General features: G+C 51.1%; 21 protein-coding genes and 1 pseudogene. 14 read left to right on the plus strand and 8 right to left on the minus strand.

The features are described from left to right. Positions 1 to 21 precede the first annotated feature (21 nt). From ACP7BO_RS20930 to ACP7BO_RS20955, 6 genes are all read left to right on the plus strand, one after another. Positions 22 to 894: a hypothetical protein gene (locus tag ACP7BO_RS20930; RefSeq protein ID WP_426212515.1), complete on the plus strand. Its 873-nt coding sequence runs from the start codon at positions 22 to 24 to the stop codon at positions 892 to 894. After that, positions 894 to 1829, plus strand: coding sequence for a hypothetical protein (locus ACP7BO_RS20935; RefSeq protein ID WP_426212517.1), 936 nt, complete (start codon positions 894 to 896; stop codon positions 1827 to 1829). Before ACP7BO_RS20930 ends, ACP7BO_RS20935 begins: the two co-directional genes overlap by 1 nt. Beyond that, a complete protein-coding gene (locus tag ACP7BO_RS20940; RefSeq protein WP_426212519.1) occupies positions 1826 to 3337 on the plus strand; it encodes a hypothetical protein in 1512 nt (503 codons plus the stop codon). Before ACP7BO_RS20935 ends, ACP7BO_RS20940 begins: the two co-directional genes overlap by 4 nt. Then, positions 3315 to 4112, plus strand: a complete 798-nt coding sequence (locus tag ACP7BO_RS20945) for a phage BR0599 family protein (RefSeq protein WP_426212521.1) — start codon at positions 3315 to 3317, stop codon at positions 4110 to 4112. The genes ACP7BO_RS20940 and ACP7BO_RS20945 overlap by 23 nt, the downstream gene beginning before the upstream one ends. Positions 4113 to 4188: 76 nt before the next feature. Then, positions 4189 to 6507, plus strand: coding sequence for a phage tail protein (locus ACP7BO_RS20950; RefSeq protein ID WP_426212523.1), 2319 nt, complete (start codon positions 4189 to 4191; stop codon positions 6505 to 6507). Between the two features lie 163 nt (positions 6508 to 6670). Then, entirely contained in the window at positions 6671 to 7321 is a 651-nt protein-coding gene (locus ACP7BO_RS20955) for a hypothetical protein (RefSeq protein ID WP_426212525.1), read from the plus strand. A 47-nt stretch (positions 7322 to 7368) separates the two neighbouring features. Here the strand turns inward: ACP7BO_RS20955 and ACP7BO_RS20960 are convergent, their stop codons facing one another. Then, the gene (locus ACP7BO_RS20960; protein ID WP_426212527.1) at positions 7369 to 8322 is read right to left on the minus strand and encodes a hypothetical protein; all 954 of its coding nucleotides are present in this window, start codon (positions 8320 to 8322) and stop codon (positions 7369 to 7371) included. A 307-nt stretch (positions 8323 to 8629) separates the two neighbouring features. Beyond that, positions 8630 to 8992: a hypothetical protein gene (locus tag ACP7BO_RS20965; RefSeq protein WP_426212529.1), complete on the minus strand. Its 363-nt coding sequence runs from the start codon at positions 8990 to 8992 to the stop codon at positions 8630 to 8632. Positions 8993 to 9398: 406 nt separating this feature from the next. Between ACP7BO_RS20965 and ACP7BO_RS20970 the strand changes: the two genes are divergently transcribed. Both ACP7BO_RS20970 and ACP7BO_RS20975 read left to right on the plus strand, forming a co-directional pair. Further along, on the plus strand, positions 9399 to 9881 hold the full coding sequence (locus ACP7BO_RS20970; protein WP_426212531.1) for a 3'-5' exoribonuclease domain-containing protein: 483 nt from the start codon (positions 9399 to 9401) through the stop codon (positions 9879 to 9881). Between the two features lie 77 nt (positions 9882 to 9958). Further along, a complete protein-coding gene (locus tag ACP7BO_RS20975; RefSeq protein ID WP_426212533.1) occupies positions 9959 to 10690 on the plus strand; it encodes a hypothetical protein in 732 nt (243 codons plus the stop codon). Positions 10691 to 10952: 262 nt separating this feature from the next. Here ACP7BO_RS20975 and ACP7BO_RS20980 read toward each other — a convergent pair whose 3' ends face one another. From ACP7BO_RS20980 to ACP7BO_RS20995, 4 genes are all read right to left on the minus strand, one after another. Continuing rightward, positions 10953 to 11219: a hypothetical protein gene (locus ACP7BO_RS20980; protein WP_426212535.1), complete on the minus strand. Its 267-nt coding sequence runs from the start codon at positions 11217 to 11219 to the stop codon at positions 10953 to 10955. Further along, on the minus strand, positions 11200 to 12375 hold the full coding sequence (locus ACP7BO_RS20985) for a relaxase/mobilization nuclease domain-containing protein (RefSeq protein WP_426212537.1): 1176 nt from the start codon (positions 12373 to 12375) through the stop codon (positions 11200 to 11202). The genes ACP7BO_RS20980 and ACP7BO_RS20985 overlap by 20 nt, the downstream gene beginning before the upstream one ends. Next, positions 12372 to 12665: a plasmid mobilization protein gene (locus ACP7BO_RS20990; protein WP_426212539.1), complete on the minus strand. Its 294-nt coding sequence runs from the start codon at positions 12663 to 12665 to the stop codon at positions 12372 to 12374. The genes ACP7BO_RS20985 and ACP7BO_RS20990 overlap by 4 nt, the downstream gene beginning before the upstream one ends. A 345-nt stretch (positions 12666 to 13010) precedes the next feature. Then, complete coding sequence (locus ACP7BO_RS20995; protein ID WP_426212541.1) at positions 13011 to 14876, minus strand: DUF4209 domain-containing protein; 1866 nt, start codon at positions 14874 to 14876, stop codon at positions 13011 to 13013. 455 nt (positions 14877 to 15331) lie between these two features. On the opposite strand from ACP7BO_RS20995, the pseudogene ACP7BO_RS21000 reads away from it, so the two are divergent. Next, a pseudogene (locus ACP7BO_RS21000) lies at positions 15332 to 15427 on the plus strand (integrase); the annotation flags it as partial. Between the two features lie 471 nt (positions 15428 to 15898). After that, positions 15899 to 16507 carry a hypothetical protein gene (locus ACP7BO_RS21005; RefSeq protein WP_426212543.1) on the plus strand — a complete coding sequence of 203 codons (609 nt, stop codon included), beginning with the start codon at positions 15899 to 15901 and terminating at the stop codon, positions 16505 to 16507. 65 nt (positions 16508 to 16572) lie between these two features. Here ACP7BO_RS21005 and ACP7BO_RS21010 read toward each other — a convergent pair whose 3' ends face one another. Continuing rightward, positions 16573 to 18972 (minus strand): membrane-bound PQQ-dependent dehydrogenase, glucose/quinate/shikimate family, encoded by a 2400-nt coding sequence (locus tag ACP7BO_RS21010; RefSeq protein ID WP_426212545.1) that lies wholly within the window; start codon positions 18970 to 18972, stop codon positions 16573 to 16575. Between the two features lie 857 nt (positions 18973 to 19829). On the opposite strand from ACP7BO_RS21010, the gene ACP7BO_RS21015 reads away from it, so the two are divergent. Next, a complete protein-coding gene (locus ACP7BO_RS21015; RefSeq protein WP_426212547.1) occupies positions 19830 to 21122 on the plus strand; it encodes a carbohydrate porin in 1293 nt (430 codons plus the stop codon). 549 nt (positions 21123 to 21671) lie between these two features. On the opposite strand, the gene ACP7BO_RS21020 is transcribed toward ACP7BO_RS21015, so the two are convergent. After that, the gene (locus ACP7BO_RS21020) at positions 21672 to 22253 is read right to left on the minus strand and encodes a helix-turn-helix domain-containing protein (RefSeq protein WP_397456569.1); all 582 of its coding nucleotides are present in this window, start codon (positions 22251 to 22253) and stop codon (positions 21672 to 21674) included. 413 nt (positions 22254 to 22666) lie between these two features. On the opposite strand from ACP7BO_RS21020, the gene ACP7BO_RS21025 reads away from it, so the two are divergent. The 3 genes from ACP7BO_RS21025 to ACP7BO_RS21035 all read left to right on the plus strand — a co-directional run bounded on the left by ACP7BO_RS21025 (position 22667) and on the right by ACP7BO_RS21035 (position 26041). Then, complete coding sequence (locus ACP7BO_RS21025) at positions 22667 to 23236, plus strand: DJ-1/PfpI family protein (RefSeq protein WP_397456570.1); 570 nt, start codon at positions 22667 to 22669, stop codon at positions 23234 to 23236. A gap of 434 nt (positions 23237 to 23670) precedes the next feature. Then, the gene (locus ACP7BO_RS21030) at positions 23671 to 24768 is read left to right on the plus strand and encodes a carboxynorspermidine decarboxylase (RefSeq protein ID WP_426212550.1); all 1098 of its coding nucleotides are present in this window, start codon (positions 23671 to 23673) and stop codon (positions 24766 to 24768) included. Between the two features lie 28 nt (positions 24769 to 24796). Next, a complete protein-coding gene (locus ACP7BO_RS21035) occupies positions 24797 to 26041 on the plus strand; it encodes a saccharopine dehydrogenase family protein (RefSeq protein ID WP_060692077.1) in 1245 nt (414 codons plus the stop codon). The last annotated feature ends 109 nt before the right edge of the window (positions 26042 to 26150 follow it).

Consider the following 26150-nt stretch of genomic DNA (forward strand, 5'->3'; position numbering starts at 1 on the left):
AGCTAATAAGAATAATAATACATGGCTTATCTGAACTCTACCTACGCTTCAGGGGCTGACTACTTGTCAGTTCTTGCTGCTTCTATTTTGCCATCAAACAACTGGGTTGTTGTCAAAGATATCGCCAGCGAAAAAGTCTTCAGACTTCCGTATGGTCAGGGATATATTGCACTTATAATCTCTGGTGATATTTGCGAGATTCAATCGTTTCAGACCTACGATTCGGATGTTTCAGCCAAGTTGCAAGTTAGTGGGTACAGTAATACGTACACGCCATTCCTGCCTCGCTTCAGGGTTCCTGCGGGCGCTGTAGAGGTCTGGACAGTCGTTAATTCGCGGCGCGTGGCTGCTGTGATCAAGTCGGGTAGTGCTTGGTATTCTTTATATGCCGGGTTGATGTTGCCCTTTGGTTCTAACAAAGTTTACCCATTCCCTTGTTTTATCGGTGGGTCGGGGGAGGTCGGTAATGAAATTTACGAGTCCGCTTATCCTTTCTTCTCTGGCGGTCAGAACTTCTGCCCTAAAGTTTTTCTGCCGGAGGGGCGTTGGCAGATGGTGGGCGGTAACTCTGGCGGAACTTCATCTTTCTATAGTTTCTCCTACCCGTATGCGTACTCTTATATCTGGCCGTTTGATGGCAAATTCCAGCGCCTTGGAAACAAGTTGGATGGCTCTGCGATGTTGTATCAGGCGCTGGTTTGTAGTTCGGGGCGAGTAGATGCAGCTGATGCCCTGAATTCGGATGATGGTAAGTGGCTGGGTCTCCTCGACGGTGTCTTTGCTGTTTCACAGGGTAGGGAGGCTGGCAGTGTATTTCAGGTAGATGCAGTTGATTACCTGGTAGTGCCGAATGTGTCTAAGACTTCTGAAACTTACGCCTTGAGGCTTTCCTAATGCGTTACTACACATCGGTTTATTCGTCCGCTGAAGACCTGATCGCTATCATCAATCAACGGCTGAAGGCGGAAGGGTGGGCCGAGCTGAAGTACGCGGACATGCCTGATCCGCGCATTGGTAAGCAGCTGCACATCTCTAAAAATGGATTGCATTTTGGTCTTCGTAGTCTTGGCGCTTATGACCCTTATGTCGACTACTATGCGGCGCGGAGCCATGGCCAAAAGGGGGTTGTTCTAAACCTCAAGACAGGGTTTGATGGCAATGTAGCTTATTCTTCGCAGCCAGGATTCCAATACTCACCCAAGTGTTACTTGGAGAGTGGTGACAAAGGTGTATGCCATATTTTCACTGCTGCTGATCATGTCTTGGTTACCACCAACTTCTCTTCGGATCAGTATTCGTCCCTAGCTTTCGGCAAGCTCCCTGTTTTTGTTGGTGACACAGGAGGGCAGTTCGTTTCGTCCACAAATGCTTACGAAGCCACCAACAAGGAATCAATCTTTGCTAATGCCAGTAACTTCTTTGGCGTTTACTTAAAGAATTCTGAGTTTACTGGTTTTGACAGGGGCGAGAGAACTTTCGGGACTCTGTCGACAACTTCGCGAGGATCTATTTCAGGTTTCCCCCATGCGCACCCTGGAAATACCTCATTTGGTAGTGTTGGTACTGTTGTCAGGTCTTCGGGGCTCACTGGCGGGTATAGTGGGCTTATACCGATTGATTACTTTACATCTTTCGATGGTATCTATTCGCCATACAGTCAATTCCCAGATATTTTCTACGTGTCCCTTGATGTGCTAGAGCCTGGGGAGATATATGAAGTTGGCACCTCAAGATTCATGGTGTTCCCACAGTTCAAAAAAGAGTACCCGCTAAATCGCAATGCCCCACATTACAATCTTGGACTGGCCGTCCTGCAGGATGAACCATGAACCAGATTTCTAAAAGCTTTGGCGACTTCTTCTTAGATAATGTCTTTCTCACTCCGGCTGTAATTCAGGCAGGTGTTGTAACACCGTCTGATACTTTCGGCTTTGAGCTTTGGCATTCCTTTACCACGGATAAACTGCTGACCGGAGTCAACGAAACTGGTGGCAATGGCTTGGTGCTTGATGGTGTTACCTCTGGCGTTATTCCAGGGTTTACATCAGCGGGATATGAAGTTTTTCTGAGCCAAATCAAGGGCGGGATCATCGGCTATGAGGCAGGTTTTGACTTCGGGCCTGGCGGTGTGTTTCCTTTTCGCTTATCCGCAACAATGGCGACTATCATTGCTGAGAGGATCGACTGGTCTACTCAACCAGGAATGACCATCCAGTACCTGACTGAAGTGATTGAGAGCTTTGATGGCACTGAACAACGTATAGCATTGCGGGATCAGCCGCGTGTATCACTAACCTACCAGTATCTACTTGATGATGGCGCGCTGACTGAGTTCGACATTAAGTACGGGAATTTTGGTGGGCAGTTGCTAGTGCCGATGTGGGCGCATGCCAGCGAGTTAACGCACGATGTTTTGCTGGGTGATCGTATCATCTATGTTGATAGTGTAAACGGTTACGTTTCTAGTTCTAATACTCTGATGATAACCGATGGGGTTGATTCTGAGTTTGTCGGTGTAGAGAGTGTAGCCTTTGGTGCGGTTGTTCTGACTGCTTTGGTTAATAGAAACTTCAAACTTGGTGCTCGCGTCGTACCTGTTAGAGCGGGGTATAGTTCCGATGAGAGTAGTGCCACTATCCATATTGACTCTTTGGCAAGCCACCAAATCACCTTTGAACTCGATGAAACGACATTTACTAAACCGGTGCCGGTCGATGCTTTTGAGCGATACAAAGGTAAGCATGTAATTCCATTTCGTCCAGATAGGTCAAATGATATATCTGTTCAGTACCAGAGATTGCGTGAGCACTTCGATCCAACCATCGGCGCGCGGAGTATTTACGAACGGACTCCTGGCATTGTTCGTGTTTTTAGCCATGCTTTTAGGTTTTTCTCTGATGATGAAAGGCAAAGCTTTGAAAACTTTGCGGAGCTTCAGAACGGTGCCCAAGGCGAGTTCTGGATGGAGTCTGCAGCAATCGCCATGGAGATCGCTGAAGATATTTACGATGAGACATTTAAACTAAAGATCAAGCCTGTTGGCTATAGCCGCCTTGGTAATTCAAAGTCCTTTCCGCCTGCCATCACCATTAGTCTGTATAATGGAACTACGCTGAAAAGGTCGCTAGTTAGTGCAGGCGCAGTAGGCGGACTCGAAGTCCTGATACTTGACGAACCACTCAGCGATATCAAAGTCGAAGATGTAGAATCGATTAAACCATTGTATCTATGTCGTTTCGATTCCGACGAATTTAAGTACACGTTTGACACTACGCAAGACAGCACAATAACAAAAACAATAAGGCAACTGTTGCATGCTGACGCTCCAGAAAATTGAAGCCGCGTTATCCCTTTCTCGGCCCATTGAACTCTATCTCTTCGAGCATGGAGGTAGTAAGTTTGCATATACAAGTGGTATCAAACCGCATCTTCATGTTGATGGTCTAATCTACAGTCCTCTGGCATTGAGACGTGGCAAGCTTCAGCGAACTAACGAAGACTACAAAAACAGACTGAGCATAGAGTTACCTGGTGACTCGCCAGTGCCGCTATTGTTTCGCTCTACGCTTCCATCAAATCATGTAACGCTCAAGATATTTCGCACTCAGCGTGACGCCAAAAGACTCTTCATCAATATTTTTGCAGGTGAAGTTGTGGGTGTTACATGGAATAACTCAATCGCGACCCTTGATTGCTGCCCGGCAACTGCACTATTACGTCGTCAGATCATGCGTGCTGGATATCAAAGTCAGTGTAACCACCATTTATACGATGCCAGATGTTCTCTGGAAATGCAGGACTGGCAAGAAGAAACCACTGTGGTTTCAGTATCAAATAGCGGCTACACAATCGAACTTGCCAACAAAGCCCACGAAACCGAGTATTACAAAGCAGGTTTGCTGTCAAAAGACGGCTTTGACTTTCGCCAGATTAACTCAGTCAATGGTAATAACTTCGAACTCATGTCGCCTATTGACGGCCTATCAGTTGGTGATGTTGTGCAGGTTGCCAAGGGCTGTGATAGGTCTGCGGCTTCGTGTCAGTCTTTTGGTAACTTTGATAACTTCCTAGGGTTCTTGACTATCCCGACTAATAATCCATTTCAAGCCTAATAACAACAATAAAGAGAATGCAATGATTTGGATGATGGCTGTAATGTTCCTCTTGTCGCTGGTAATGATAGCGACTATGAAGACCAAAGTTCCTTCGCCTTCTGCTGCTGGGCTGGAGGAATTTATTTTTCCTTCGGCTGCTGAACGTCCGATTCAAATTTTGGCGGGCACTAGACGTTTGAGCGGCCCTAACGTGGTTTGGTATGGCGACCTGCGCACCTCCAGGATCATCAAAAAGGTTAAGGGACTTTTCTCCACGACAAAAACCACGGTTGGATATCGCTATCACATGGGCGTACAGCTTGGTATTTGCCACGGCGAGGATGTAATTCTGCGAGAGGTTAAGTTTGGTGATCAGGTGGCCTGGAACGGTGAGTCGTCAGGTGGCGCTATCCAGATCAATAAACCCACGCTTTTCGGTGGCGACGAGGATGGCACTGGTGGCGTGTCCGGCACCTTACGCTTTTACGGAGGCTCTCTAGTCCAAGCCGCAAACAAGTACCTTGTAGAGCTGCTGGGTACTGACGTCGTTTCGCCAATTCGTGGTGTTGCATATGCCGTCCTTGAAGGGATGTACATCGGAAACGCGTCGACGCCCGAGGCTGTTAGCTTCGTCTGCTCGCGCTTTCCAAAATCACCATCAACTGCTCCAGAGTCGCTGCTTTACGAAAAAATCGGCGACGATGCAAATCCCGCCTACTTCCTACACGAGATCATCACCCACCCGGCGTTTGGTGCAGACATCGCTTTTACAACCGTCGACGTTGAGTCGTTCGTGCAAGCTGCTAAAACACTTCGCGACGAAGGCCTTGGCATTTCATGCGTAATCGACACGGCCCGCACCGCTGCTGACGTAATCGATGACATCAAGACAATCATCCAGGGTTCGCTCAATACGGATCCGGCTACAGGCGCCCTGAAACTTCGGCTGATCAGGAATGACTACGAGGTCGACGATGTCCCGGAAATCGGCCCCTGGAACGTCAAATCGCTTTCAGATTTTAGCCGTGGGTCACTCGATACCGCAATCAACGAGGTCAAACTCAAGTACACCAGCACCGCCGACGACTACAACGAACGCACAGTGATCGCCCAGAACAACGGCTTACGAATTCACAAAGGCGACTCGGACGGCCAGACCCTATCGATGCCGATGATTTCTACTCGAGAAACCGCCGCGAAAATCGTACAGCGCGAGCTTTCCGCGATTTCTGTCCCTCTCGCTTCGTGCATCGCTGAGTGCCACAGATCAATGGCGGATGCTGAAGTAGGTGATGTAGTAAAACTCACTTGGCCGGCACAAAAAATCGAAAAAATCGTGATGCGCGTAACCGCCGTCGACCTCGGCGCTCCAACCGATGGAGCTGTTCGGCTCACGCTGATCCAGGACGTTTTTGGGGTTTTTGAGAGTTTTTACACGACAGGATCGGAAGCGAAATGGCAGAAACCGTCCTTCGAACCAGTGGACGTTACGCGCTACGATTTCATCGAAGCACCCGCAATTCTGACCCCATCTCAGACAACGCGGAGCATCCTGATCGCTGCCGAAAAACCGGTCGCAGGACGCGATTTCCGTTTGCAAGCAAAGGGCGGTAGCGAGGGTTCCTGGACTGATGCAGGGGTTCAGCAGTTCACGCCATTGTGTTTTTTGAGCCGGGGTTTGACAGCAAACCAGTTTTTTGAGGACGAGGTTGAGCTGGGTGGTGATGTTGGCGAGCTGGATGAGTACACATCTGAGGAAGTGAGGAGTGGTCTCGGGTTGTTGCTGGTTTCCAGCGTTTCTGGGTTTGAATGGATTTCGTATGAGTCGGTTTCTCGGTATGGCTCTGGCTCTGCCAGTGTTGGGGTGGTTAATCGTGGGTTGTTCAACACCAAGCCAGTAAGCCACCCGGTTGGCGCGCGGGTATGGGCTGTGAGCGAGGGGTTTGCTGTGACGCCATGGCAGTACGCGGCAGGGGATGCTGTCGGTGTGAAGATGCTTGTTGGAACGCAGACTGGGCGTCAAGCTTTTGAAGATGCTGCGCTGAGGTCGTTTACTGTTGGCGCGCGGAATGATCAGCCGTGGACTCCGGGTAGGGTGCGGGTAAATGGGCATGAGGGTGGGTTTATAAGTGGGCCCGCGACGATTACTTGGAGACGTAGAGGTGGTGGCGCGCCGGCTGTGGTCTTTGACGGTGATGATGTGAGCTATGGCTCGTCGATGACCAGGATTGTTGTTAAATCTGGCGGAGGGGTGGTCAAGGAGGTTACCGGGATTGATGGGGAGTCGTGGGTTTTTGATGATGAGCAGGTGTTGAACGGTGGAGCATGGTTTGATGATCTGGTTTTCGAGGTTTTTTCTCAGGAAATAGGATTTCCAGATTCGGTGGCTGCGGTGATTTTGGCTAAGCGGTGATAGCGGCTGCATTCGTTCTGACCAGAAGGCTTCGTGGCCATGGTTTTCCACAGATGTAACATATCAATTAAGCTATAAATATAGCCCGCTTATAGCTTTGGCTACATAGCTAGAGAAGCTATTTGAAGTTCTCAATCAGCACCATATAAAGGCGATGCTAATAATGAAAGAAACACTTGGTAGGCTATATTTATGGCAAATAGCAATCAATAGAATCATTAATCTTCTGGAGCTTAAGAAACGAGTTGATCGCTTCTGTAATTCTGGTAGGCCACTGCATATTACAGAGCTGTATGATGAGGAACGCAGAAGATTGAAAACTGGTCTGCGGCTAGATGAGGAGGCATTAAATAGCTTCGAAGAAAAGCATGGTTCTTTATTTCCTGATATTCATGATGTCCAGTTTATTTGCGAGCTAATAACTGAAGAAATAATTATTAAATTCTGCACTATTTTTAACGATGGCTATGGAAAAGCAGGGGTTATTGCCGGCAACAAGAAAAAATTTTGGGAGCCGATTATCGAAGAAATAGTTTTAGAGGCATTTTCTAGTGATATTAAAGTCAAGTTTAATAAGTTTATAGAAGATGCTAGAGCATATCGCGATAAACATGGCGCTCACTTTGATCATGAAAGCTTTAATATGACACATGGTAGTAAAAAGCTTGATGAAGATGGGGTTATTTATAGTGTAGGCTGGAGTAGCGCCTTAATGACTTTTAACTGGGAGTTTGTAAGTGAAAACCTCCCTGTTTTTAGTAGGTCATTAAATGGTTATATTAAAAAGTTACAAAAAGAGGCTGGCATAATTTAGAAGGATGTTTTGACGTATAAAAATTATCTTTTATTGCAAATGGACGGTCAAGTCTGTGCAATTACCCAGCCGAGGGGAGTTTTCTGAAGAACTCCAAGCTCCTCGGCTTTTTTAAATACCTGACACACCTTGAGATTACCTACCCGGTTTTCAGTGGCAAAGTCTTTTACCTTGATCCTACTGTGCGATGGCAATTCAGCAGCCTGTTTGAGTAGCGTGTCTAAGAGCCCGTTGTTCGTCACCAATTCATGATTCTGGACTGTCTCTGGTATTGCTTCCACGATGGTTGGTGACTCTGGCACATCTTTACCCTGGACGACCTCTGGTGTTTGACTTGGCAGGATTGCGAGGATCAGGGCTGGTACGAGCTCCAGTGATATGGCAAAGCCAGCGCAGAGCATGGCGGCGAGGAGTGTTGGAATAGATGATGCTTTTGTCGTGGTTGCCTGGATTTCGGCTATTTCCAAGGAGTTGGTTTTGATCCGCTCCATAGCAGCCAGGCGCTGGGTATCCGTCCTGTCGTATGCAGCAGATTCGAGTTCCTGGGCTTTTGTGACCATGCCTTTATCCCTTAGGGTGGATGAGTCAGTTCTGGTCTTACTTTCCGCCTCTCCCAGAGTTTCGAGGAAATCGGAGTCCGTCTTAATCAAAGAGAACAACTGCGCCAACCGCGAGCCACTGAGCGCATCGTGCAGGGAGTTACTTGCATTTATCGACCCAACCAACCGGTCATAAGTTGACCAGCCAGAAACAGCTCCGAGGGTTATCGAACAAAATAGTAAGCCAGCAGCGGCTAGCCTAAACCGCTCGTTGACTAGTCGCATAGCTACAGGCCATGCCAAGTACTTAAAAACATCGAGCAGAACAGCGGCGCCAGCAAATATGAGCCGGAGAAATTGATCGTCGATTAGACTATAAACAGTCATGGCTACGGATATTGCAGTAACTGATGACAGAGCAAAAGCTAGACACACGAGTACCGCGGACAATTTTCTATCCATATCGATTTCCTTGGTTATTGAATGCAGATCGGTGGCGCGCTAGTCTTTTTAAAGCGGAAAACCCATTAGCGTTTTATATAGCTCAGTCACATGTTTTCTGGCATCAAATTTCGCAGAAAAGCTCTCTACCGCCATAAGCTCCCTGGCACCAAAAACCGTACAAACTAAAAAAGTTCGTCACCTAAAAACAAAAATCCATCAAACTCCGACTGCACGGCACCACTGAGCCCGCGATGTAGATACTTGGCCGCATACATCCCATCACCGATAAAATTAAAGTCAGTGAGTTTTATCGACGATACTTCGATCATTTTGCAGGCCCTGGAAGCCACAATTCGCACAATGTCTCGTGCAGATTTCGATCACCATCCGGCGCGATAACGTTTGCAATGACATACCTGTAGCCATCCAGAATCGCCACCAGTTCCCCCTTTTCGACAGTAAGATCCATCAAAAAGCCGCAGGCATCAGTTATCGTTCCATCCTGCAGTGAAGAAAGACCAGAAACATGCCCGTTGCCACAAAAGCGAGCATCGCGGAGAGTGCGGGTGACCGGCTTAGGCTTGGAAAAGAGTTTGACGTAAAACCTTACGATGGATATCGGGATAAGCAAAAAGTAAGTTGTGAAATACGCCCAATATCTTATCTTTTCAAAAATAGCCTTGAGCATCACTACTCCTCCTGCGTGGCACGCCGAGCCAACTCAAGACCACGCCGACACGAAGCCAGTACGTTACTGACCCCCTGAGGACTCGTACCAACCTGGCGCGCGGCTTCTGTTGTAGACAAACCCTCAACAAGCACCAGGCGCGCGGCCTCTTGGCTTGCTCCACCACGCATCCGCAAAAGCTCAGCTAAGGCCATAAACTGATCCTCGGTCACCATTTCCCCCTAAAGCCCGGACGTGGGCTAGGGAATCTTATCTTGTTGGCAGAATTTTGCCTTCAATGAAACGAATGTACACCTTTAAAGGTTACATAGGCAATGGATTTTTGAGAGGTCGTCGGAATGAGTTACGGTGGTACTGGCTTCCAACAGTCGCTAGTCTTGTGATGGTTATCGTACGGATGGAATCAATGAAAGTCTTTTTGGACACCGAATTTACAGGCCTGCATCGCGATGCAAAGCTCATATCAATAGCGTTAGTCGCCGAGACTGGGGAGGAGTTTTACGTTGAGCTGACGGATGGGTACGGTAAGGAAGACTGCAGTGACTTCGTCGTCAAAACAGTGCTGCCGCAGCTCGATCTTAAACGCCATGGGAAAACCCTTGCGGAAGCCAAAGAGCAGCTACAGAAATTTTTTCATCGTTTTGACGTAAACCTGCAAATTTGCTCTGATGCCCCGGACTGGGACTGGAAATTCTTCTGTTACGTTGCGCAGACAGGAAGCGAATGGCCATCTAACGTACTGGCTACGCCCACCGATCTGAGTAACATGGTTGGTAATGCAGTGCTTAACTCCGATATAGAAAGGCTTTTGGTAGAACCTCCACACCATGCTCTGGCTGACGCGAGACTGATGCGTGATATCTGTTTTCAAATCGGGGCTAGTCAGTGACACAAGTAGCATGATATGGGCTGTACTTTAACGGTATTACTTCCTGTCAGTAATTTTAACATTGAATAATGAAAACCATGGATAACTCACCTTCGGCTGTGGAATTGCAGGACTCGCTCTTAGGCATTGTTCACCCCGTCACAATATATTCTGGAGACGAAAAATATCCTTACTGGGGAGTAGGAACTGCATTCACTGTCGAATGGAGGAAGCACATCTACCTCATATCTGCGAAACACATTTGGGTAAATCAAAATACCAATCCAGAACACATTAGAATTTTTCTGCGGACTGGTATGGAGGTTAGGTTTGATCGCGAGGCTGTTATGAAGGATGATTATAATCCCGCTGGAGATTTATTAGTGTTGCGCATTTACCCAGAAGACCTAAGCACCCTGAGCGATAATGGTCTGTGGTGGATGGACTTAGGTTTCACTATTGGCGATAGCACTCCGGATAGGGAGAAAAATTATTGTGTTTGTGGATATCCTGACTCTGACAGATCATATGACTATGACGAAAGAGTTTCCTCAGCGACAATGGGTATTCTCTATGGTAAAAGTGCTACTTCGCAGGCACCAGGACTGGACTCACTTAAACTGACCGGCACTGGAACACCAAGTCTAAGAGGCTACAGTGGATCTCCAGTTTTACGTTATGCGAATGGTCAGTTGGAGTTTTCAGGGATGGTTGTAACTGGATCTGGAACGAGCGGTGTCGTAAATTACATACCCGCCCAAGCTATCGCAGAGCTTTTATATGATATCGAGGGCATGGAGTACCGGCAGGATTATCTAACATCTGAATAGCCCATAGGTAGTGAGAAAAGCTCCTCCAGCCTGTCTACAGTGCGGTTGAATTCGTATAGCAGCCTGGGCTGGGTATTGTCGTCCTAGTCACTCTGCGGGCTAAGCGTTTAAGGTCGAAGAAATGTAGATTTCGACGATGAACGACCGTAGCTGTACTCTGCTGGTCATGGCTATGAAGCGAAGTGATCAAATCTGACGCAAATGGATGGTCGGATCGAATGCAAATAGGTTATCGAGGCAATACACTTACCCATCTCTCCACTCATGTAGAAAAAAAACCTCGTAAAATCTCCTCGCGCATGCACCCGATCTGGTGCGCCGCATCGTCGTACTCAAAGTCGGCGATCTGGTACGTGCTGCCAGCTTTGTCTTCAACAAAAAGCTCGCCGCCGTCTTCCCAGATCGCTTGGATCGGTTGCGTTTGGATGTAGTCATCGCCGCCTGGCATGCTGAAAACGTACCCAGCGATGCATTGGCCGGGTACGTCCTCGCTGTTGGTAAACCTGGCGTTATGCAGGCTGTGGATCAAACTCATACTCCTGTTGTTTTCCGGCCGGTAGAACCAACGGTTGGCCTGGGGTGAATTCAATGTAGTACTTTGATGGCTTTCCGATGCCTTTGAAAGTTAGATCGATGCCGAGCAGGACTTCGAGGGCTTCCAGGATCAGCCTGGTGTCCCGGTCGAGACGCCAGTTGGCGCTTTTGACTTTGATAGGGATTCTTCGCGCGCCGGCTTGGAATCGAAGGAAGAAGTACTGGAGTCGCTCAAGCCTTGGGCGTTCGACTTGATCTCGGCGAGCAATTTCTTCCTGAAGCTCTGAAAGGGTTTCTGAGTCATAACTGATACCTTCTTTTTTTGTTAGTTTGTGCCATGTGAGGCGTGAACGTTTGAGCTGTCTGCCGCTGATATGTTTGCCGTCGAGCTCGTAAGAGATGCCCTTGGGCTGGCCGTCATCGTTTAGCGTCAGATGGATGTAAACCTTCTGCTTTCTCAGCGCGCCGACGAAGTCAAACATGTCGCCATCGATGAGCTTGGTGTGCTCGATAGCGCCGGCAATCTTTGCGATCATTTTGTGCTTGAGCGGCAGGTCATTATCGCGGATCGAGGCCTGGAGCTCGGCGTGGGAGATCGAGACGCCCCAAGTGTCCTTGGGCTTCGGTGCCTTGGACAGCTTGAAGCGGTCTTCGATGCCGGACACAGAGTCCAGGCTGATGCTTCGCTCGTTGCTGTCTTTGACCATTGAGAACTCGTCATTGAGCCGAATCCTGTTGGCGACGATGTGGACGTGTTGATGGTCTTTGTCTTGGTGCATCACAGCGACGAATTGATTGCTCTCATCGAAGCCCAGGTCTGCCATGTATTTGTTGACTGCTGTGCGCCACTGAGGCGTTGTCAGGGCCTCCCCAGGGCGTAAGGACAGCATGGCGTGAAAGACCGGTTTGATGGGCTTGTCGGAGTCGATAGTGAAGCGCCTAAGCGTCTCGACTTGGTCGAACTCCTTGATCATTTCCGACAAGTCCGCCTCGTTGCCCTGGAAGACGCCTGGCAGTGGATCGCGGCTCATGGTGTTGAAGCTGATCGTCCGGATGCCCGAGATCTCATGGTCGTGCTTGGTGCAGCCAAAAATGTACCGAATCCGGTTCTTAAACGATCCTGCAGACTTGGGAAAGATCTTGCCGATCATTTGACACCTCCCAGGTTCACTTGGGCGATGTACTTCACTTTTTCAAGGAGCTCACTGCCGGGGCGGTCGGCGTTGATCAGCGATGCGAGATTCATGAGCTCCCTGGCGATCTGGACGACATCCTGGGTGACTTTGGGCTTTACATGGCCGTTAGCAACGAAGTCACGGATAAAGGCACCTGCGGACTTGTAGCCTGCCTCGTTCATTTTGGAATTCAGGGTATCTAACTCAGACTTGTTAAGTCTAAAAGTTATCCGGGTTTCTTTATTTTGCTTCTCGATGTTCTTCATCTTGGCTTACCTATTATTGTTTTTATTGGTTAGCTTTTATCAACGCAACACCCGAAGGGATGTGAGTAGTCGCTTATTGTCTGCCACAGACACAACTGGCTAGCTACTGATATAAGACTATTATGCATGTGGAGCAATAGGTGGTGGGAGTGTTTTTGCAAATATAGTCATTTGTTTTGGGTTGTATGAAGGTTTGCTAAGGGTTAGTGTGAAAACGCAGAAGCAGAGTACGGTTTCGCTTTAATCCGGTGCGTGTTCGCAGTGGGTGAGTGCGGTTTTGCAGTGCTGATTTGCGAACTCGCAATGGTGTATTGTGAGTTCGCTATTGGTAGGTGTGTTTTTTGTCTAGTGGGTTACTTCTTGAATCGCATTTGCTACATGTGGTTCCCAGTATTTTCTAAGTGGAGCACATGTAATATGGAATATTAGCCAGCATGCATATATGCAGGCGCTGCTATAGCATTGTCCCGCAGTGAGTTTTCCATGCGCCATTTCATGTCTTAGCATTGGCCCACCTTTCAAATTGAAAAGTAAGTGTATTGCATAGGTTATGTTTGGGCCGAGGACTTGCTCAAGCTCTTCTTTTCGATTTGAGTACATTTGACTGAGAGATTGATCTTCTTGCGTAAGATCTATATTAAATTTTACCGTGTTGGATCCGCGATTATTCAATATGTGTCTAAGTGAATTTTCCAGTTGGGGGATTAACGTGTGAGCTGCTGTCACCATGTCGCCTTGAATCATTCTGGCGAATCCAAGTGCAAAAATTGATTCATGCCCAGTTGGCACAAATGCGCTGTGATGTGCGATAGGCTCTAAGTGTCTTTCATCAATGGCCTGATAGTTAGATATAGTCATGCAAGCGGGTTTGATGAATCCCTCGGCTTCAATATGATAATGGAGGCCAACTTCTGTGAGGCTTTCGTGGTCAAACCACTCCTCAGACGGCTTGTCAGATAAGTCCGCAGACGGTGCATGGGCTATTACCTTGCCTTTTTCATCCGCGTAGACCTTGCCCATTATCGATGATAGAAAGTTTTTGTTCTTTTTTTGCAGACAATTCCTGTGAAGAACTATCTTCTCAGGGGGGCGTGAACTGAAGGCTAAGCGGAAAAGCATTTCGTGAACTTCTAGCTCTTCGAATTGGTCTATGGTTGCTTGGCGCTCATCTTTAAGATCAATAGGTATACTGAACTCTCCGAGCTCAGATAGTGAATCGTTTTCGTAATTCTGCAGTTCTTTTTTGAGTTCATCGATCTGCTCCTGCATACCTCCAATTGAGCGAAGCTCACCAATAGCATCTCGTGTCCAGGATGCCTTGGCCATTGCAGATCCAACCCCGTCACGCATTCGCAACGTTTGATCGACCGCAAACACTTTACATCTGATTGAGGCTTCCTTATCTCCAAGTTTGAAGTAAGCGTGAGCTGCGTGAAGCCAAACTCTTTTCACCGCTTCAGCATACTGCTTGTCTTTTGCAGCAGTTGCCATCTTCTCAGCTTCAGTGGCTATCTCTTGCCACTCCAGTAGTCCGTAAGACTGGCCAATAGACGAAAGTCTATGAAAGGCTACTAAATTTAGATTGTCTCTAGCTGTGTTATAAGCGAGGGAAAATGTTTCCTTAGCACTTTCCGGTATGTTTTTCCTTTTGCCCGCGGATGCATAAATGACGAATGCTCGCTCGATAATATCAACCACTTTAGATGGCACTGCAAAGTCAGACTCGTACTGGTAGAGTAAGTCTTTCTTGAAGAAGGATTCGACGGCGTCTAAGTATGAGCTTGAGGCAAGCACCGCCATCTTATGAAGCTTTCTACAGCTGTACCAACAACTGTCAGCAATTCGTGCTCGAAGCAACGGGTGGTCAATCTGTTCGGCGATTTCAGTAAGAACTTTCTGTTGCTCACCTATGTAATCACCCGGGATTAGCGACCTCCTACCATCCATGATGAATTGAGGCGTGAAGGCATCATCTCGGTTGGGATTGAAGTGATAGCTGCAGATGACAGCCAAAACCCTGTACGCCCTTACCGCTGCATCATCCCCAGTTTTTTCAGCCGCTTTGGCAGCCTCCTGAAACGTTTGCTCAAGCGTGTGGAAGTGAAGTGAATTGCTCATGGCGAGTATTGATGTGGGGTTGATGTGAGCGAAATCATCTAGGGTCGCCACATCCATCAACGGTTGCTTTTCTTCCTGATTCTTGTCTGCCACGTGCTCACTCCCAGGCGATTTTGATGAGCTCAGCTTATCCTAAATATCGATGATGGCCATGTGCCAAACGGGAGGGGAGGTAGGGAGATCTATGGGTAGTGTCAGTCGGTAGTGCCAGGAATTGGAGCTATATCGCTGCTGGTCTGTCCAATCAGCTTCAGTCCAGTCGAGCGGGAGGTGGTGTAGAGGTGTACTGGCGGGGTGTGTATGACTGCACACAAATTACACACGATATACCTTGTAGGCCACGGAAATACTGATTAAGCCGTCCAATCCATCATGGGGGCCACGCTAAAGCGTCTGGACACCGCAGAGCCTGTGTTTACGTGGGGTGTAGCTGAATTCTGTACCATTTTGCTCTACGTGTTTTAGGCGTGTTTTAGGGGGTAAAAGGGCGTTTCTGATGGCTCGCTGGTACAAGGTACCCACTCATTTTTGAATTGTACCAGTTGACCATGGCCACGATCAGAGCACGGAAATGCACCGACGGCAGCATCAGTTACACGGCCCAAATACGCCTGATTCGTGAAGGCGCGCAAGTCTACCAAGAGTGACTGACTTTCGCCCGTAAACAGGCCGCCCAGGCACGGGGGGCAGTCTTCTGTTCGAGATGGATTGGGATATTCCCAGGGTGCAAGCGTCTCAGGTCTTCACGACTGGAACTCGATGCGCGGTTACACACTTCATCGTGGGCGATGGGGATGCTGACCGGCCGTTGTTGATAACCCCCGTATCCGGGCGCCAAGACATTAACGTGATTTGGCTGCTTCGCGGTGCGCTGTTGAGCTGATGGCTCTCCTTTACTCTTTCAGCGCATGCTTCCAGTCGACGCAAAAAACCACCGAATTGGGCCTTTTGGTGGGATATTTTTCAAATTAGCGGCGTAGCTCGCGGGCCATGGCCGGATGTTTTGGCTGGCAGGTGGATATTGCTGGAGGTTCTAGAAGGGCGGTCTAGGCGCGATAAAGGCACTTTGATATCATTTTGATACCGCATTAATGCCACAACAACAGGATTTTTTTGTGCCTAAGTTCTTTACTACGGACTGTGTGATTTCTAACTTGAGCCGGATTGAGCCCGGTAAAGATGTGTTCAAGGCGACCATTGATGGCCGGCAAATTGAGCGTTTGGTAATGGAGCCTGAGGTTTATCAGTACCTGACGGGTATCGGTAAGGATACAAAAAACCGCGTGTGGTTTTTTGCGCCGGGATTCAAAAAAGCGCTGATCATTGGCGGCATAGAAAATGCCGCCGGTGAGCGTCAAGTCATCAAAAGCAAGCTATCGCACAAATTGTATAATCTGACGATTCGTCCAGCCTGTGCGGGTTTTCTGTTCTGGTTTGCGAGCTGGTTAGTATTAGTCATTCCGGTTGCACTGTATGCCTACAACGTTGCCGAAAAATCATGGAAGGGGCCGGGAGCGACCATCTACAACATCATTAATCCGATTGGGATCTATGGTGGTATCGCTGTCGCCATAGGGCTTAGCTTTTCAGCCTGGCATCTGTATAAAAAACTGGCCAACCTGGACGCTTGGCAGTCCGGTGAAACCACCGCTTACACCAAGGCCGTTAAACCGGCATTTGGCTCGGGGCTGGCTGCAAAATCCAGGGCCGAAATCATCGATTGATTAGAGTGTTCCCGACAAAAAAAGCCCGCTGATAGCGGGCTTTTTCTGGTCACATCAACCAGGCGTTATTTTTGGTTAATGGTGTCCGGCAATGCATAAGCGATGATGTAGTCACCCACATCAGGCGAGTGACTCATGCCACCTGCCGAGATGACCACGTATTGCTTACCGGTGGCGGGGGATTTGTAGATCAGCGGGGCTGCAACCGCGCCAACCGGCAGGCGGGCTTTCCAGACTTCTCTACCGGTGGCCGAGTCGAGGGCTCTGAGGTAGTAGTCCTGGGTACCGGCGAAGAACACCAGGCCAGATGCTGTTGAGGTCGGGCCACCCAGGGTCGGCATGCCCAACGGGATCGGCATGTGGGTTTTGATACCCAGCGGGCCGGTGTCCTGGACGGTGCCCAGTGGGACCTGCCAGACCAGTTTCTGGGTGTTCAGGTCGATTGCGCTCATGCTGCCGAAGGGCGGGGTGTTGCACGGTACGCCCAGTGGTGACTGCAGAATGTCGATTTTTACACCGCCATAGATACCGGCAACTTGTGGCCGAATGGTTCCCATGAAACCAGGCACTTCATCGCTCGAAACCTTGAACTTCTTGGTGTCTTCCTTTGTGACCAGTGACATGCGCAGCGGCATACGCATGTCGTTGACGAACATCATGCCGGTGTTCTCGTCGATGGAGATGCCGCCCCAATTCATGCCGCCCAGCAAACCAGGCCATTCGATGTACGGTTTTTCACTTGGAGGTGTAAATGGACCCAGGTACACGGAGTCTTTGAACATGATCCGGCAATACAGTTGATCGAATGTCGTCACGCCCCACATGGACTTCTCTGTCAGCGGGTCGACCCCAATGGTCGGCATCCCTACGGAGAAGGGTTGGGTAGGCGACAGATGCTCGCCTTCGGCTGCTGGCGAGGTAGGAACAGCGCGTTCTTCAACTTCTGTGACTGGCTTGCCGGTACGACGATCCAGCACAAAAATGTTGCCGGTTTTGCTGGTCTGGATCAGGACTGGAGTTTTCACGCCCTGGGCGTTTTTGATGTCATAGAGGACCGGCTGCGAAGGCAGGTCATAATCCCAGACATCATGGTGAACGATCTGATAAACCCACTTGGCTTTACCGGTTGATGCATCGACTGCAACGACCGCTGTACCAAACTTTTCTTTGACCTGGTTGCGATCACCACCCCAGTAGTCGGGCGGGCCATTACCCGTAGGCAGGTAAACCAGATTCAACTCTTTATCGTAGGTCGGAACAGTCCAGACGTTAGGCGTCTCAAGGGTGAACTGATGATCGGCTGCTGCTGTGTCCTTGGCCTCTGGAGCGCCCACATCCCATGCCCACACCAACGCACCGGTCAGGACGTCGAATGCACGCACGGCGCCGGAAGGCTCGCCTGCCACAATGTCACGTACCCAGCCACCGACCACGGTGAGATGGCCCATGACTACTGGCAGTGAGGTAGGGTGATAGCGCTTGCTGTGTTCTGTCGGGCCCATGCCTTTCTTGAGATCAACGTAACCGTTGTCGCCAAAGCTCGGGCACAGGGTGCCGGTATGCGCATCAAGTGCGAACAACCGGGCATCTACAGACGACACCAGAATACGCTGGCGGCACTGCTGTTCAGTGCTGTATGACGCCTTGACCTCAGCGCTCAGGCTGTCGTCTTTATCGATGTCGTAATAGCCCACACCGCGGCAAGTTACGTGCTCTTCGCTTTTGGCGTGGGGATCGAATTTCCAGATCGGGGTCCCGGTATCACCGTCCAGGGCGGTTATCAGGTTTTCCGGCGTGCACGAGTACAGAACGTTGCCGATCTGTAACGGTGTGTTTTCGTCTACACCCGCGCCAGCACCCGTGGTGCGACGGCCTGTTCTGTAGGTCCATGCAACCTGCAGATCCTTGACGTTGTCCGGTGTGATTTGCGTGTAAGGGGCAAACCTTGTTCCCGATGCATTACGCCCAAAGAACTCCCAGTTTTGATCGATGCCGGAGGGCTCTTCGGCCTTGGGGGCGCCAGTGGCAGCGACCGGGTTGGAGATCCCTCCGTGCGGGTAGAACGCAGCAATAAAGGTCGCGACCAATGCCAGGAATACGGCGATCCCTAAGCGGTTGGCAACGCGTCGAGTATTCAAGGACGTGTCCGGCAACGCGGCGCCCACCCACAAGCTGAGCGTCAGGATAATGGCTGGCACGACCAGGCGTGGCAGCAGTTCCCAATAGCTGAACTGACCGACCTCATAAAAGGCCCAGGCACAAGTTGCCAGGAAGATGGCAACGGAGAGGGTAATGCCAAGGCGCTTGCGCAACAGAAAGAGGACGGTAAGCACCAGATAAGCCAAGCCTGCAATCAAGTAGTAACTTGAGCCGCCCAGTGCCACTAGTTGGATACCGCCATAAATCAAAGCGATGCCCACGGTAAATACAAACAGGGAAAACAGGACCCTCGCGATATTGCTCATGGAGAGCCTTGCAGTTGGAGATGGATTGTCATTCGTCATTTTCGTGAATGCTCTGCTAGTGGATACAAGTCTGTTCGCGCCGGGTGCGAACAGCTGGGTCGAATGTTCAGTTCGATCCGTAATGCACTGATGGTGGCGCGTGTTGGATTGCGCACCTTGTCGACAACAAGGGAGCACTGGACATCAACGCCGAGGACTCTACGAAAAGTAGGGCAGGTGTTTGCTTGGGTACTGGGGATTCTCGACGCTCTGTTCGTTGCCCAGAGACGCTGAGTCAGTTTATACGGGTGCGGATTTGGATAAATCCAACAGCAGGAGAAACATTGTTGAAGAAACAGTAACAATCCGTGGTGGCCTGGAGGTTGCTTATTCTCCAAGTCCTCTTTTGGCTCGATCCACTAATGATCTCAAGAGCAACTTGAGCAGAAAATGATCGCCGCTTTTGCAAGCGAAAGTCCGTAGATCACCGGTGGATTATTACCTCCTTACCAACAAAGTTTTTCAATTTCATGGATATATCCAAAAAATCATCCGCATAAACTTGCCCTCACGACTCGCGCCCGATGACATCTGTAGTTCAATAACTTTCAGGGCGACGATGCCACTGTAAAGCGAAGATCCCGGCGGCTTCGAGCACCCGTAATCACGTTGCATTGACGGGGCTGCCCCTCAAGAAACCAGATCATGGACCCCCCTTGATGCCGCCGGTAGAAACCGGTTCGGCCCGGGTTTTCAATGGCTGGCCAGCGCCCCGGTTCTGACGAAACGTTCAGGCGTTAAACAGGAACGGCCAGCCTGCTGCCAGGTCCGCGCGTGGTGGATCAGTACACCAACATTTTTTACGGAGCACAGCCCAAATGCTTTTTTCTTTGCGCACCCTGCTGGCCACCAGCCTGTGCGGCGGTTTGTCATTAAGTATCTTGACTCCATCCTGGGCACTGGCGGACTCATCCGACCTGATGAGTCGTTCGACACTTACCGGTGATTGGGGCGGTGAGCGTCGAAAGCTTGCTGACAAGGGAATCACGATTACCGGTGATTACAGCTCAGAAACAATTTCTAACCTGCATGGGGGGATCAAACGCGGTACGCGTTATGCGCAGCAATTACGTGTGGCTGCCAAGTTTGATCTGAGTAAATTGCTCGGCACTCCGGACGCCGGATTTGTGCAGATAATGGTTAACGACCGTCGCGGCAATAGCGCCACGGAAGACTTGCTCGGCAATCGCCTGTCAGCACAAGAAAACTACGGCGGGGAATACACTCGACTGACTGAGTTCAGTTACCAGCGCAATCTGTTCTCTGAAGCGGTGTCCGCCAAAGTCGGTTACCTGGTGATGGGCACCGATTTTGGTGGCATGCCGATTTTGACCAATTTTGTGAGCGCCGGCTTTTGTGCGCATCCGTTGACCATGTCCAGCGGAAGTGGGTGGGGCAACTATCCCACGGCCCATTGGGGGGCAGAGTTACGCTATGACGTTAACGATTCACTGACATTGCAAACAGCGGTATTCCAGGTCAACCCGGAGCACAACAGTCTTCCCTCCGAAGCGTTTTCAATGCCCAGCCACGATACCACCGGGGCCATTTTGCCACTGGAAGCTATCTTCAATAACCACGCCTTTCTCAGTGGCCAATACAAAGCAGGTTGGTACTACGACAGTTCGCATTCGCCAAAAATTGGCAGCACCGAAAAAAGCAGCAACCGCACCGGTGCTTATGTGCTGATGGACCAGGCTATCTGGCGGGATGAGCAAGACCCTGAAAGTGTGCTGCGTCTGTTTGGCCAGGCGGCTACCAGCAACGCGGCAACCTCGCCGATGCGTCGCTGGTATTCGGTCGGCCTGGTCAAGCAAAAGCCATTTGCCAGCCGCCCGCATGACACCATCGCATTTGGCTACGGTCGAGCCGTGCTGAATTCGCGAACGCGGGACCTACAAGAATCGGCTGCAACCAGCCTCGGCGAATCCGAAATTATCGCCAGCCTCGACAATGGCGAGCAAATGCTTGAGCTCAATTATGGTGCGCAGGTCACCCCATGGCTGTTGCTGCGTCCGGACCTGCAGTATTACATCGAGCCGGGTGCTTTCTCCGGTAAAAAAAGAGGCAACGCATTGGCCGCTGGCCTACAGGTCAAAGTGACGTTTTAAAAGAATCGTTTGGGTGAGCATTCAGCGAAAACCCTGCGCCAATCAAGCCATGCATCACTGCTTTGCCTTCGACACTTTATGATTGAGTATGCTTAATTCTAAAAGGAGGTTTTGCAGTATGGACAAGGCATTCAAACAGCCATTATTCGTGGTCGGGATATCGATGTTTACTACAGGCCTGGCGACTTCAATTCCCGGGCTTTGGGTACCCGGTAGTGTATTCATGGCCATAGGCTGGTCGCAGAGGTCGAAGGATTGAGGCTAGCCAAGGTCGAGCAAGCCCCGCCGGTATTCCTTATGGCAGCGCTGCTGCTTATCGGCGCAGGCCCGGGCGTGATCACAGCGCTCAGGCCCGAGCCAGGGTGGTTGTGCCTGTACCTGCGGCACCAGTAATCAGGATGTAGCGTGGTGGCTCTTCGATCATTTTGTTTAAACCGTCTTGAACCCGCGCCGTCTTCCACCAGAAGCCAGAACCCCGTCCAGTTCGGTGCAGGTGTTGTTTTCACTTCATTCTGGCCGCAAAGGGCAAGCGCTTGCTCAGGCTCATCCTCATGGATGCTCGATCACCATCACGGCAGTGGTATCCGCCTCGAGCGCTTCGAATACGTGGGGCGCATTGGCGAGGTAACTGATGTAGTCGCCGGCATGCAGCAGCACCGGCTCATTGGCCGGGCCGATATTAGCGCTGCCGCTGCACAGCACCACATGTTCCACAGTCCCTGGCGGGTGGGGCAGAGACTGGCGCACTTCGCCGGGCTGCACCTTGAGCCGATAGATATCGCGCCGCACCCCGGCCGGGCAGTCCGCCAGCAGGGTCGCCGCATAGTTGCCGTTCTCGGTATAGGCCGTCGAGCCCTCATTGGCACGAATGACCCGCGTATTCTGCCGCGGTTGCTCGAAGAACCGGGTGACCTGCAAACCCATGGCCATGGCCAGCGCCCACAGTGTTTCGATGCTCGGATTGCCGAGGCCGGACTCCAGCTGGGACAAGGTCGATTTAGCCACCCCGGCGCGTTTTGCCAGTTCTGTCACTGAAAGCCCGGCTGCCAGGCGCTCGCGTCTGATCGATAGAGCCAGTTGATCTATTCGACTCAGGTGGTTTGCGAGTTTGTCGTTCGTTATATCAGTCATTTGTTTTTCAAATCGTCCTTAATCGGGTTGACGCTCTGGTATGCAGTGTTCAGTATGGCGGTCATTCGTTCATTATATTATTGGTGTTGCCGTGCGATAGCCAGCACGGGGTGGGCCAGAGTTCACGGTGATGCCAGCGCCAGGGAAGCAATGGGTAATGAAGTCACACACTCGTCATAGATATGATTTCAACGGGCAGGTCCCGTGAGCTGGTTTGTGTTGCGACTTTGCTGCTTTTGGGTGTACCTGCACTGGCAGGAGCCCGAGGGCTGGCGGTCGTTGCTGGTTGCCACGCAATTGGCTGAACAACATTGCCAGCGGTTATTCTGCGGACCGCTATGAGTGTGCACAGCCCGTAGGCAGTTACCTGTTCAGCGATTTATGTTCACGATATTCATGGAGGATTCTGATTGATGGCACGTGTGAGTTTGATATTGACCCCCGGTTTTGCGGACTGGGAATACGCTTTTATCGCAGGAACCGGTTCTGCGTTTTATGGGATCGATGTCAGGTTTTTTGCCCCCGCTACGGGAGAGTTCAGATCGCAGGGTGGGTTGGCAGTCACCGTCGACGGCACCTTGCAGCAATGTCTGGACTGGAATCCGGACGTTGTTGCCGTCATTGGGGGAATGATCTGGGAAAGTGCAGATGCACCGCATCTTGGAGATTTTCTACACGCCAGTCGATCAGGTGGCGCCATCATTGCGGGTATCTGTGGTGGAACGTTGGCACTTGCAAGGGCAGGGCTTCTCGACACGGTGACCCATACCTCGAACAGTGCTGAGTTCTTGCAACGCAACGCCGTTGATTATAAAGGGGCAGGGCTTTATACAAGCAGCCCCGCAGCGGTGGCCGCTGATCGCATCATCACGGCCCCTGGCACTGCTGCGGTGAGCTTTACCTGCGCAGTGTTTGAAGGTGCCGGGCTATCGACAGAGATCATTGCGCAATTCAGGTCAATGCTGGCGGCGGAACACGAGTGAGCGCCTGGTCATCCGCAGCGCCGATCAGATGCTGCTTTTAATTAGCCACTCTTGCGGGGCGTGTTGAAAAATCCGGTTTTTGACTCATTGCTGGCCCCCATGAGAATGCTTCGTTTATCCGGACTATTTCTTGTGTCGACTCCCGCTCTGCCGCCCTGACCCTGGCTGGACGGCAGTGCGTTCATGCAACGCAAACCTGCCTGCCAGGTGTTCAACTCCAGCGATCTGCCCGCCAAATGTCCGCCGTCATCAGGCACCGCTGTAACCTGCCTGACGCACAGGCGGTGTAATTTATCGGGCTCCAGGGTGCCGCATGCGCTTACCTCCCGTTCAGCCAGGCGGCACCGGGAACTGGTTTTTGCTCTTTCGATATCCAGTTAGTGAAGGCACAATGCGCATCCTTTTTTGGCTGGCCTTGCTGGAGGCGCCTCGAAATGATCAAAACGCCGTACTACCTGATTGATAAACAGAAACTGCTGGCGAACATGCAGAAGATTGCCTATGTGCGCGAACAGTCCGGGGCCAAGGCTCTGCTGGCTCTCAAGTGCTTCGCCACCTGGTCGGTATTCGACCTGATGCAGCAATACATGGACGGCACCACGTCGTCGTCGCTGTACGAGTTGAAGCTGGGCCGCCAAAAGTTCGAAGGTGAGACCCACGCCTACAGCGTCGCCTGGGCCGACGATGAAATCGAAGAGATGCTCGCCAACTGCGACAAGATCATCTTCAACTCCATCGGCCAGCTGCAGCGTTTTGCCAAGCGCTCAGAAGGCAAGATCCGTGGTCTGCGGGTTAACCCGCAAGTCAGCAGCTCCGACTACCTGCTGGCCGACCCGGCGCGTCCGTTCAGCCGCCTGGGTGAATGGGACCCGGTGAAGATCGAAGGCGTCATCGATCAGATTTCCGGTTTCATGTTCCACAACAATTGCGAGAACGGTGACTTTGGCCTGTTCGACCAGATGCTGTGCACCATCGAAGAACGCTTCGGTGAGCTGCTGCACAAAGTCCAATGGGTCAGCCTGGGCGGCGGCATCCACTTTACCGGTGAAGGCTATGCACTGGACGCGTTCTGCGCCCGACTCAAAGCGTTCTCCCAAAAGTACGGCGTGCAGGTCTACCTGGAGCCGGGCGAAGCGGCGATCACCAACAGCGCCTCGCTGGAAGTCACCGTGCTCGACACGCTCTACAACGGCAAGCACCTGGCCGTGGTAGACAGCTCCATCGAAGCTCACCTGCTGGACCTGCTGATCTATCGCCTCAACGCCAAGCTGGCGCCGAGCGACGGTGAACACACCTACATGGTGTGCGGTAAGTCCTGCCTGGCCGGGGACATTTTTGGCGAATACCAATTTGATCGTCCGTTGACCATCGGCGATCGGCTGTCGTTCATCGACACCGCGGGCTACACCATGGTCAAGAAAAACTGGTTCAACGGCCTGAAAATGCCGTCCATCGTAGTGAAACAACTCGACGGTACAGTCGAAGTGGTTCGTGAATTTGGTTACGAAGACTACCTGTCCAGCCTTTCGTAAGCTGGCGGATAAAGGAGAGATAAAGCAATTGAAAAAGAACGTTCTTATCATTGGTGCAGGAGGTGTCGCCAAGGTGGTGGCCCACAAATGCGCGCAGCACAACGACGAACTCGGTCGTATTGCTATCGCGTCGCGCAACATCTCCAAATGCCAGGCCATCATCGATAGCGTCAAGGCCAAGGGCAGCCTCAAACTGCCTGCCGAAATCAAGGCTTACACGCTAAACGCCCTGGACGTGGAAGCGACCAAGGCCCTTATCCAGGAAACCGAATCGCAGATCGTGATCAACGTCGGTTCCTCGTTCCTCAACATGTCGGTGCTGCGTGCCTGCATCGATACCGGCGTGGCCTACCTGGACACCGCCATCCACGAAGAGCCGGGCAAAGTCTGCGAGACGCCGCCCTGGTATGGCAACTACGAGTGGAACCACCTCGAGGAATGCAAAGAGAAGAACATCACCGCCATCCTCGGCGTAGGTTTCGATCCGGGCGTAGTTAACGCCTATGCTGCGCTGGCCAAGCAAAAGTATTTCGACAGCATTGATTCGATCGATATTCTCGACGTCAATGCCGGTTCACATGGCAAGTATTTCGCTACCAATTTCGACCCTGAAATCAACTTCCGTGAATTTACCGGACAGGTCTGGAGTTGGCAGAACAGCCAGTGGACGAGCAACACCATGTTCGAAGTCAAGCGCACTGACGACCTGCCGGTCGTAGGTGAGCAGAACCTGTACCTGACCGGCCACGATGAAGTGCATTCGCTGTCGAAGAATCTCGACGTGCCTAACGTGCGGTTCTGGATGAGCTTTGGCGAACACTACATCAACGTGTTTACCGTGCTGAGAAACCTCGGCCTGCTCTCCGAGCAGCCGGTCAGGACCGCCGAGGGCCTGGAAGTGGTGCCGTTGAAAGTGGTCAAGGCCGTCCTGCCGGATCCGAGCTCGCTGGCTCCCGGTTATACCGGCAAGACCTGCATCGGCGATCTGGTCAAGGGCACCAAGGATGGACAGCCACGCGAGGTGTTCATCTACAACGTCGCCGACCATGAAGAAGCCTACGCAGAAACCGACAGCCAGGGCATCTCCTATACCGCTGGCGTGCCGCCTGTAGCGGCAGCACTTCTGGTCGCCCGTGGCGAATGGGACGTGCAGCGCATGGTCAACGTCGAAGAGCTACCGGCCGAGCCGTTCCTCAACGCGCTGGATGTGATGGGTCTGCCGACCCGCATCAAGGACGAGAATGGCGATCGTCCATGGAACCGCAACGCCTGAGTCGCCTGAATAACAGGTGAGCCTCAGACCCGGGTTCCACGATACGCAAAACGCCGCTTATTAAGCGGCGTTTTGATTGAAGCCGATTGTTAAATGTATGCGGCCTTGA

The organism is Pseudomonas sp. TWR2-1-1, from assembly GCF_049897045.1.
GTDB lineage: Bacteria > Pseudomonadota > Gammaproteobacteria > Pseudomonadales > Pseudomonadaceae > Aquipseudomonas > Aquipseudomonas versuta.

Excerpts from the sequence above, each read along its gene's own strand:
- ACP7BO_RS20965 (WP_426212529.1), bottom strand. The coding sequence starts at position 8,992 with ATGCTCAAGGCTATTTTTGAAAAGATAAGATATTGGGCGTATTTCACA.
- ACP7BO_RS21025 (WP_397456570.1), top strand. The coding sequence starts at position 22,667 with ATGGCACGTGTGAGTTTGATATTGACCCCCGGTTTTGCGGACTGGGAA.
- ACP7BO_RS20990 (WP_426212539.1), bottom strand. The coding sequence starts at position 12,665 with ATGAAGAACATCGAGAAGCAAAATAAAGAAACCCGGATAACTTTTAGA.
- ACP7BO_RS20970 (WP_426212531.1), top strand. The coding sequence starts at position 9,399 with ATGAAAGTCTTTTTGGACACCGAATTTACAGGCCTGCATCGCGATGCA.
- ACP7BO_RS20955 (WP_426212525.1), top strand. The coding sequence starts at position 6,671 with ATGAAAGAAACACTTGGTAGGCTATATTTATGGCAAATAGCAATCAAT.
- ACP7BO_RS21015 (WP_426212547.1), top strand. The coding sequence starts at position 19,830 with ATGCTTTTTTCTTTGCGCACCCTGCTGGCCACCAGCCTGTGCGGCGGT.
- ACP7BO_RS21030 (WP_426212550.1), top strand. The coding sequence starts at position 23,671 with ATGATCAAAACGCCGTACTACCTGATTGATAAACAGAAACTGCTGGCG.
- ACP7BO_RS20930 (WP_426212515.1), top strand. The coding sequence starts at position 22 with ATGGCTTATCTGAACTCTACCTACGCTTCAGGGGCTGACTACTTGTCA.
- ACP7BO_RS20985 (WP_426212537.1), bottom strand. The coding sequence starts at position 12,375 with ATGATCGGCAAGATCTTTCCCAAGTCTGCAGGATCGTTTAAGAACCGG.
- ACP7BO_RS20940 (WP_426212519.1), top strand. The coding sequence starts at position 1,826 with ATGAACCAGATTTCTAAAAGCTTTGGCGACTTCTTCTTAGATAATGTC.
- ACP7BO_RS20975 (WP_426212533.1), top strand. The coding sequence starts at position 9,959 with ATGGATAACTCACCTTCGGCTGTGGAATTGCAGGACTCGCTCTTAGGC.
- ACP7BO_RS21010 (WP_426212545.1), bottom strand. The coding sequence starts at position 18,972 with ATGAGCAATATCGCGAGGGTCCTGTTTTCCCTGTTTGTATTTACCGTG.
- ACP7BO_RS21020 (WP_397456569.1), bottom strand. The coding sequence starts at position 22,253 with ATGACTGATATAACGAACGACAAACTCGCAAACCACCTGAGTCGAATA.
- ACP7BO_RS20945 (WP_426212521.1), top strand. The coding sequence starts at position 3,315 with ATGCTGACGCTCCAGAAAATTGAAGCCGCGTTATCCCTTTCTCGGCCC.
- ACP7BO_RS20950 (WP_426212523.1), top strand. The coding sequence starts at position 4,189 with ATGAAGACCAAAGTTCCTTCGCCTTCTGCTGCTGGGCTGGAGGAATTT.
- ACP7BO_RS20960 (WP_426212527.1), bottom strand. The coding sequence starts at position 8,322 with ATGGATAGAAAATTGTCCGCGGTACTCGTGTGTCTAGCTTTTGCTCTG.
- ACP7BO_RS20935 (WP_426212517.1), top strand. The coding sequence starts at position 894 with ATGCGTTACTACACATCGGTTTATTCGTCCGCTGAAGACCTGATCGCT.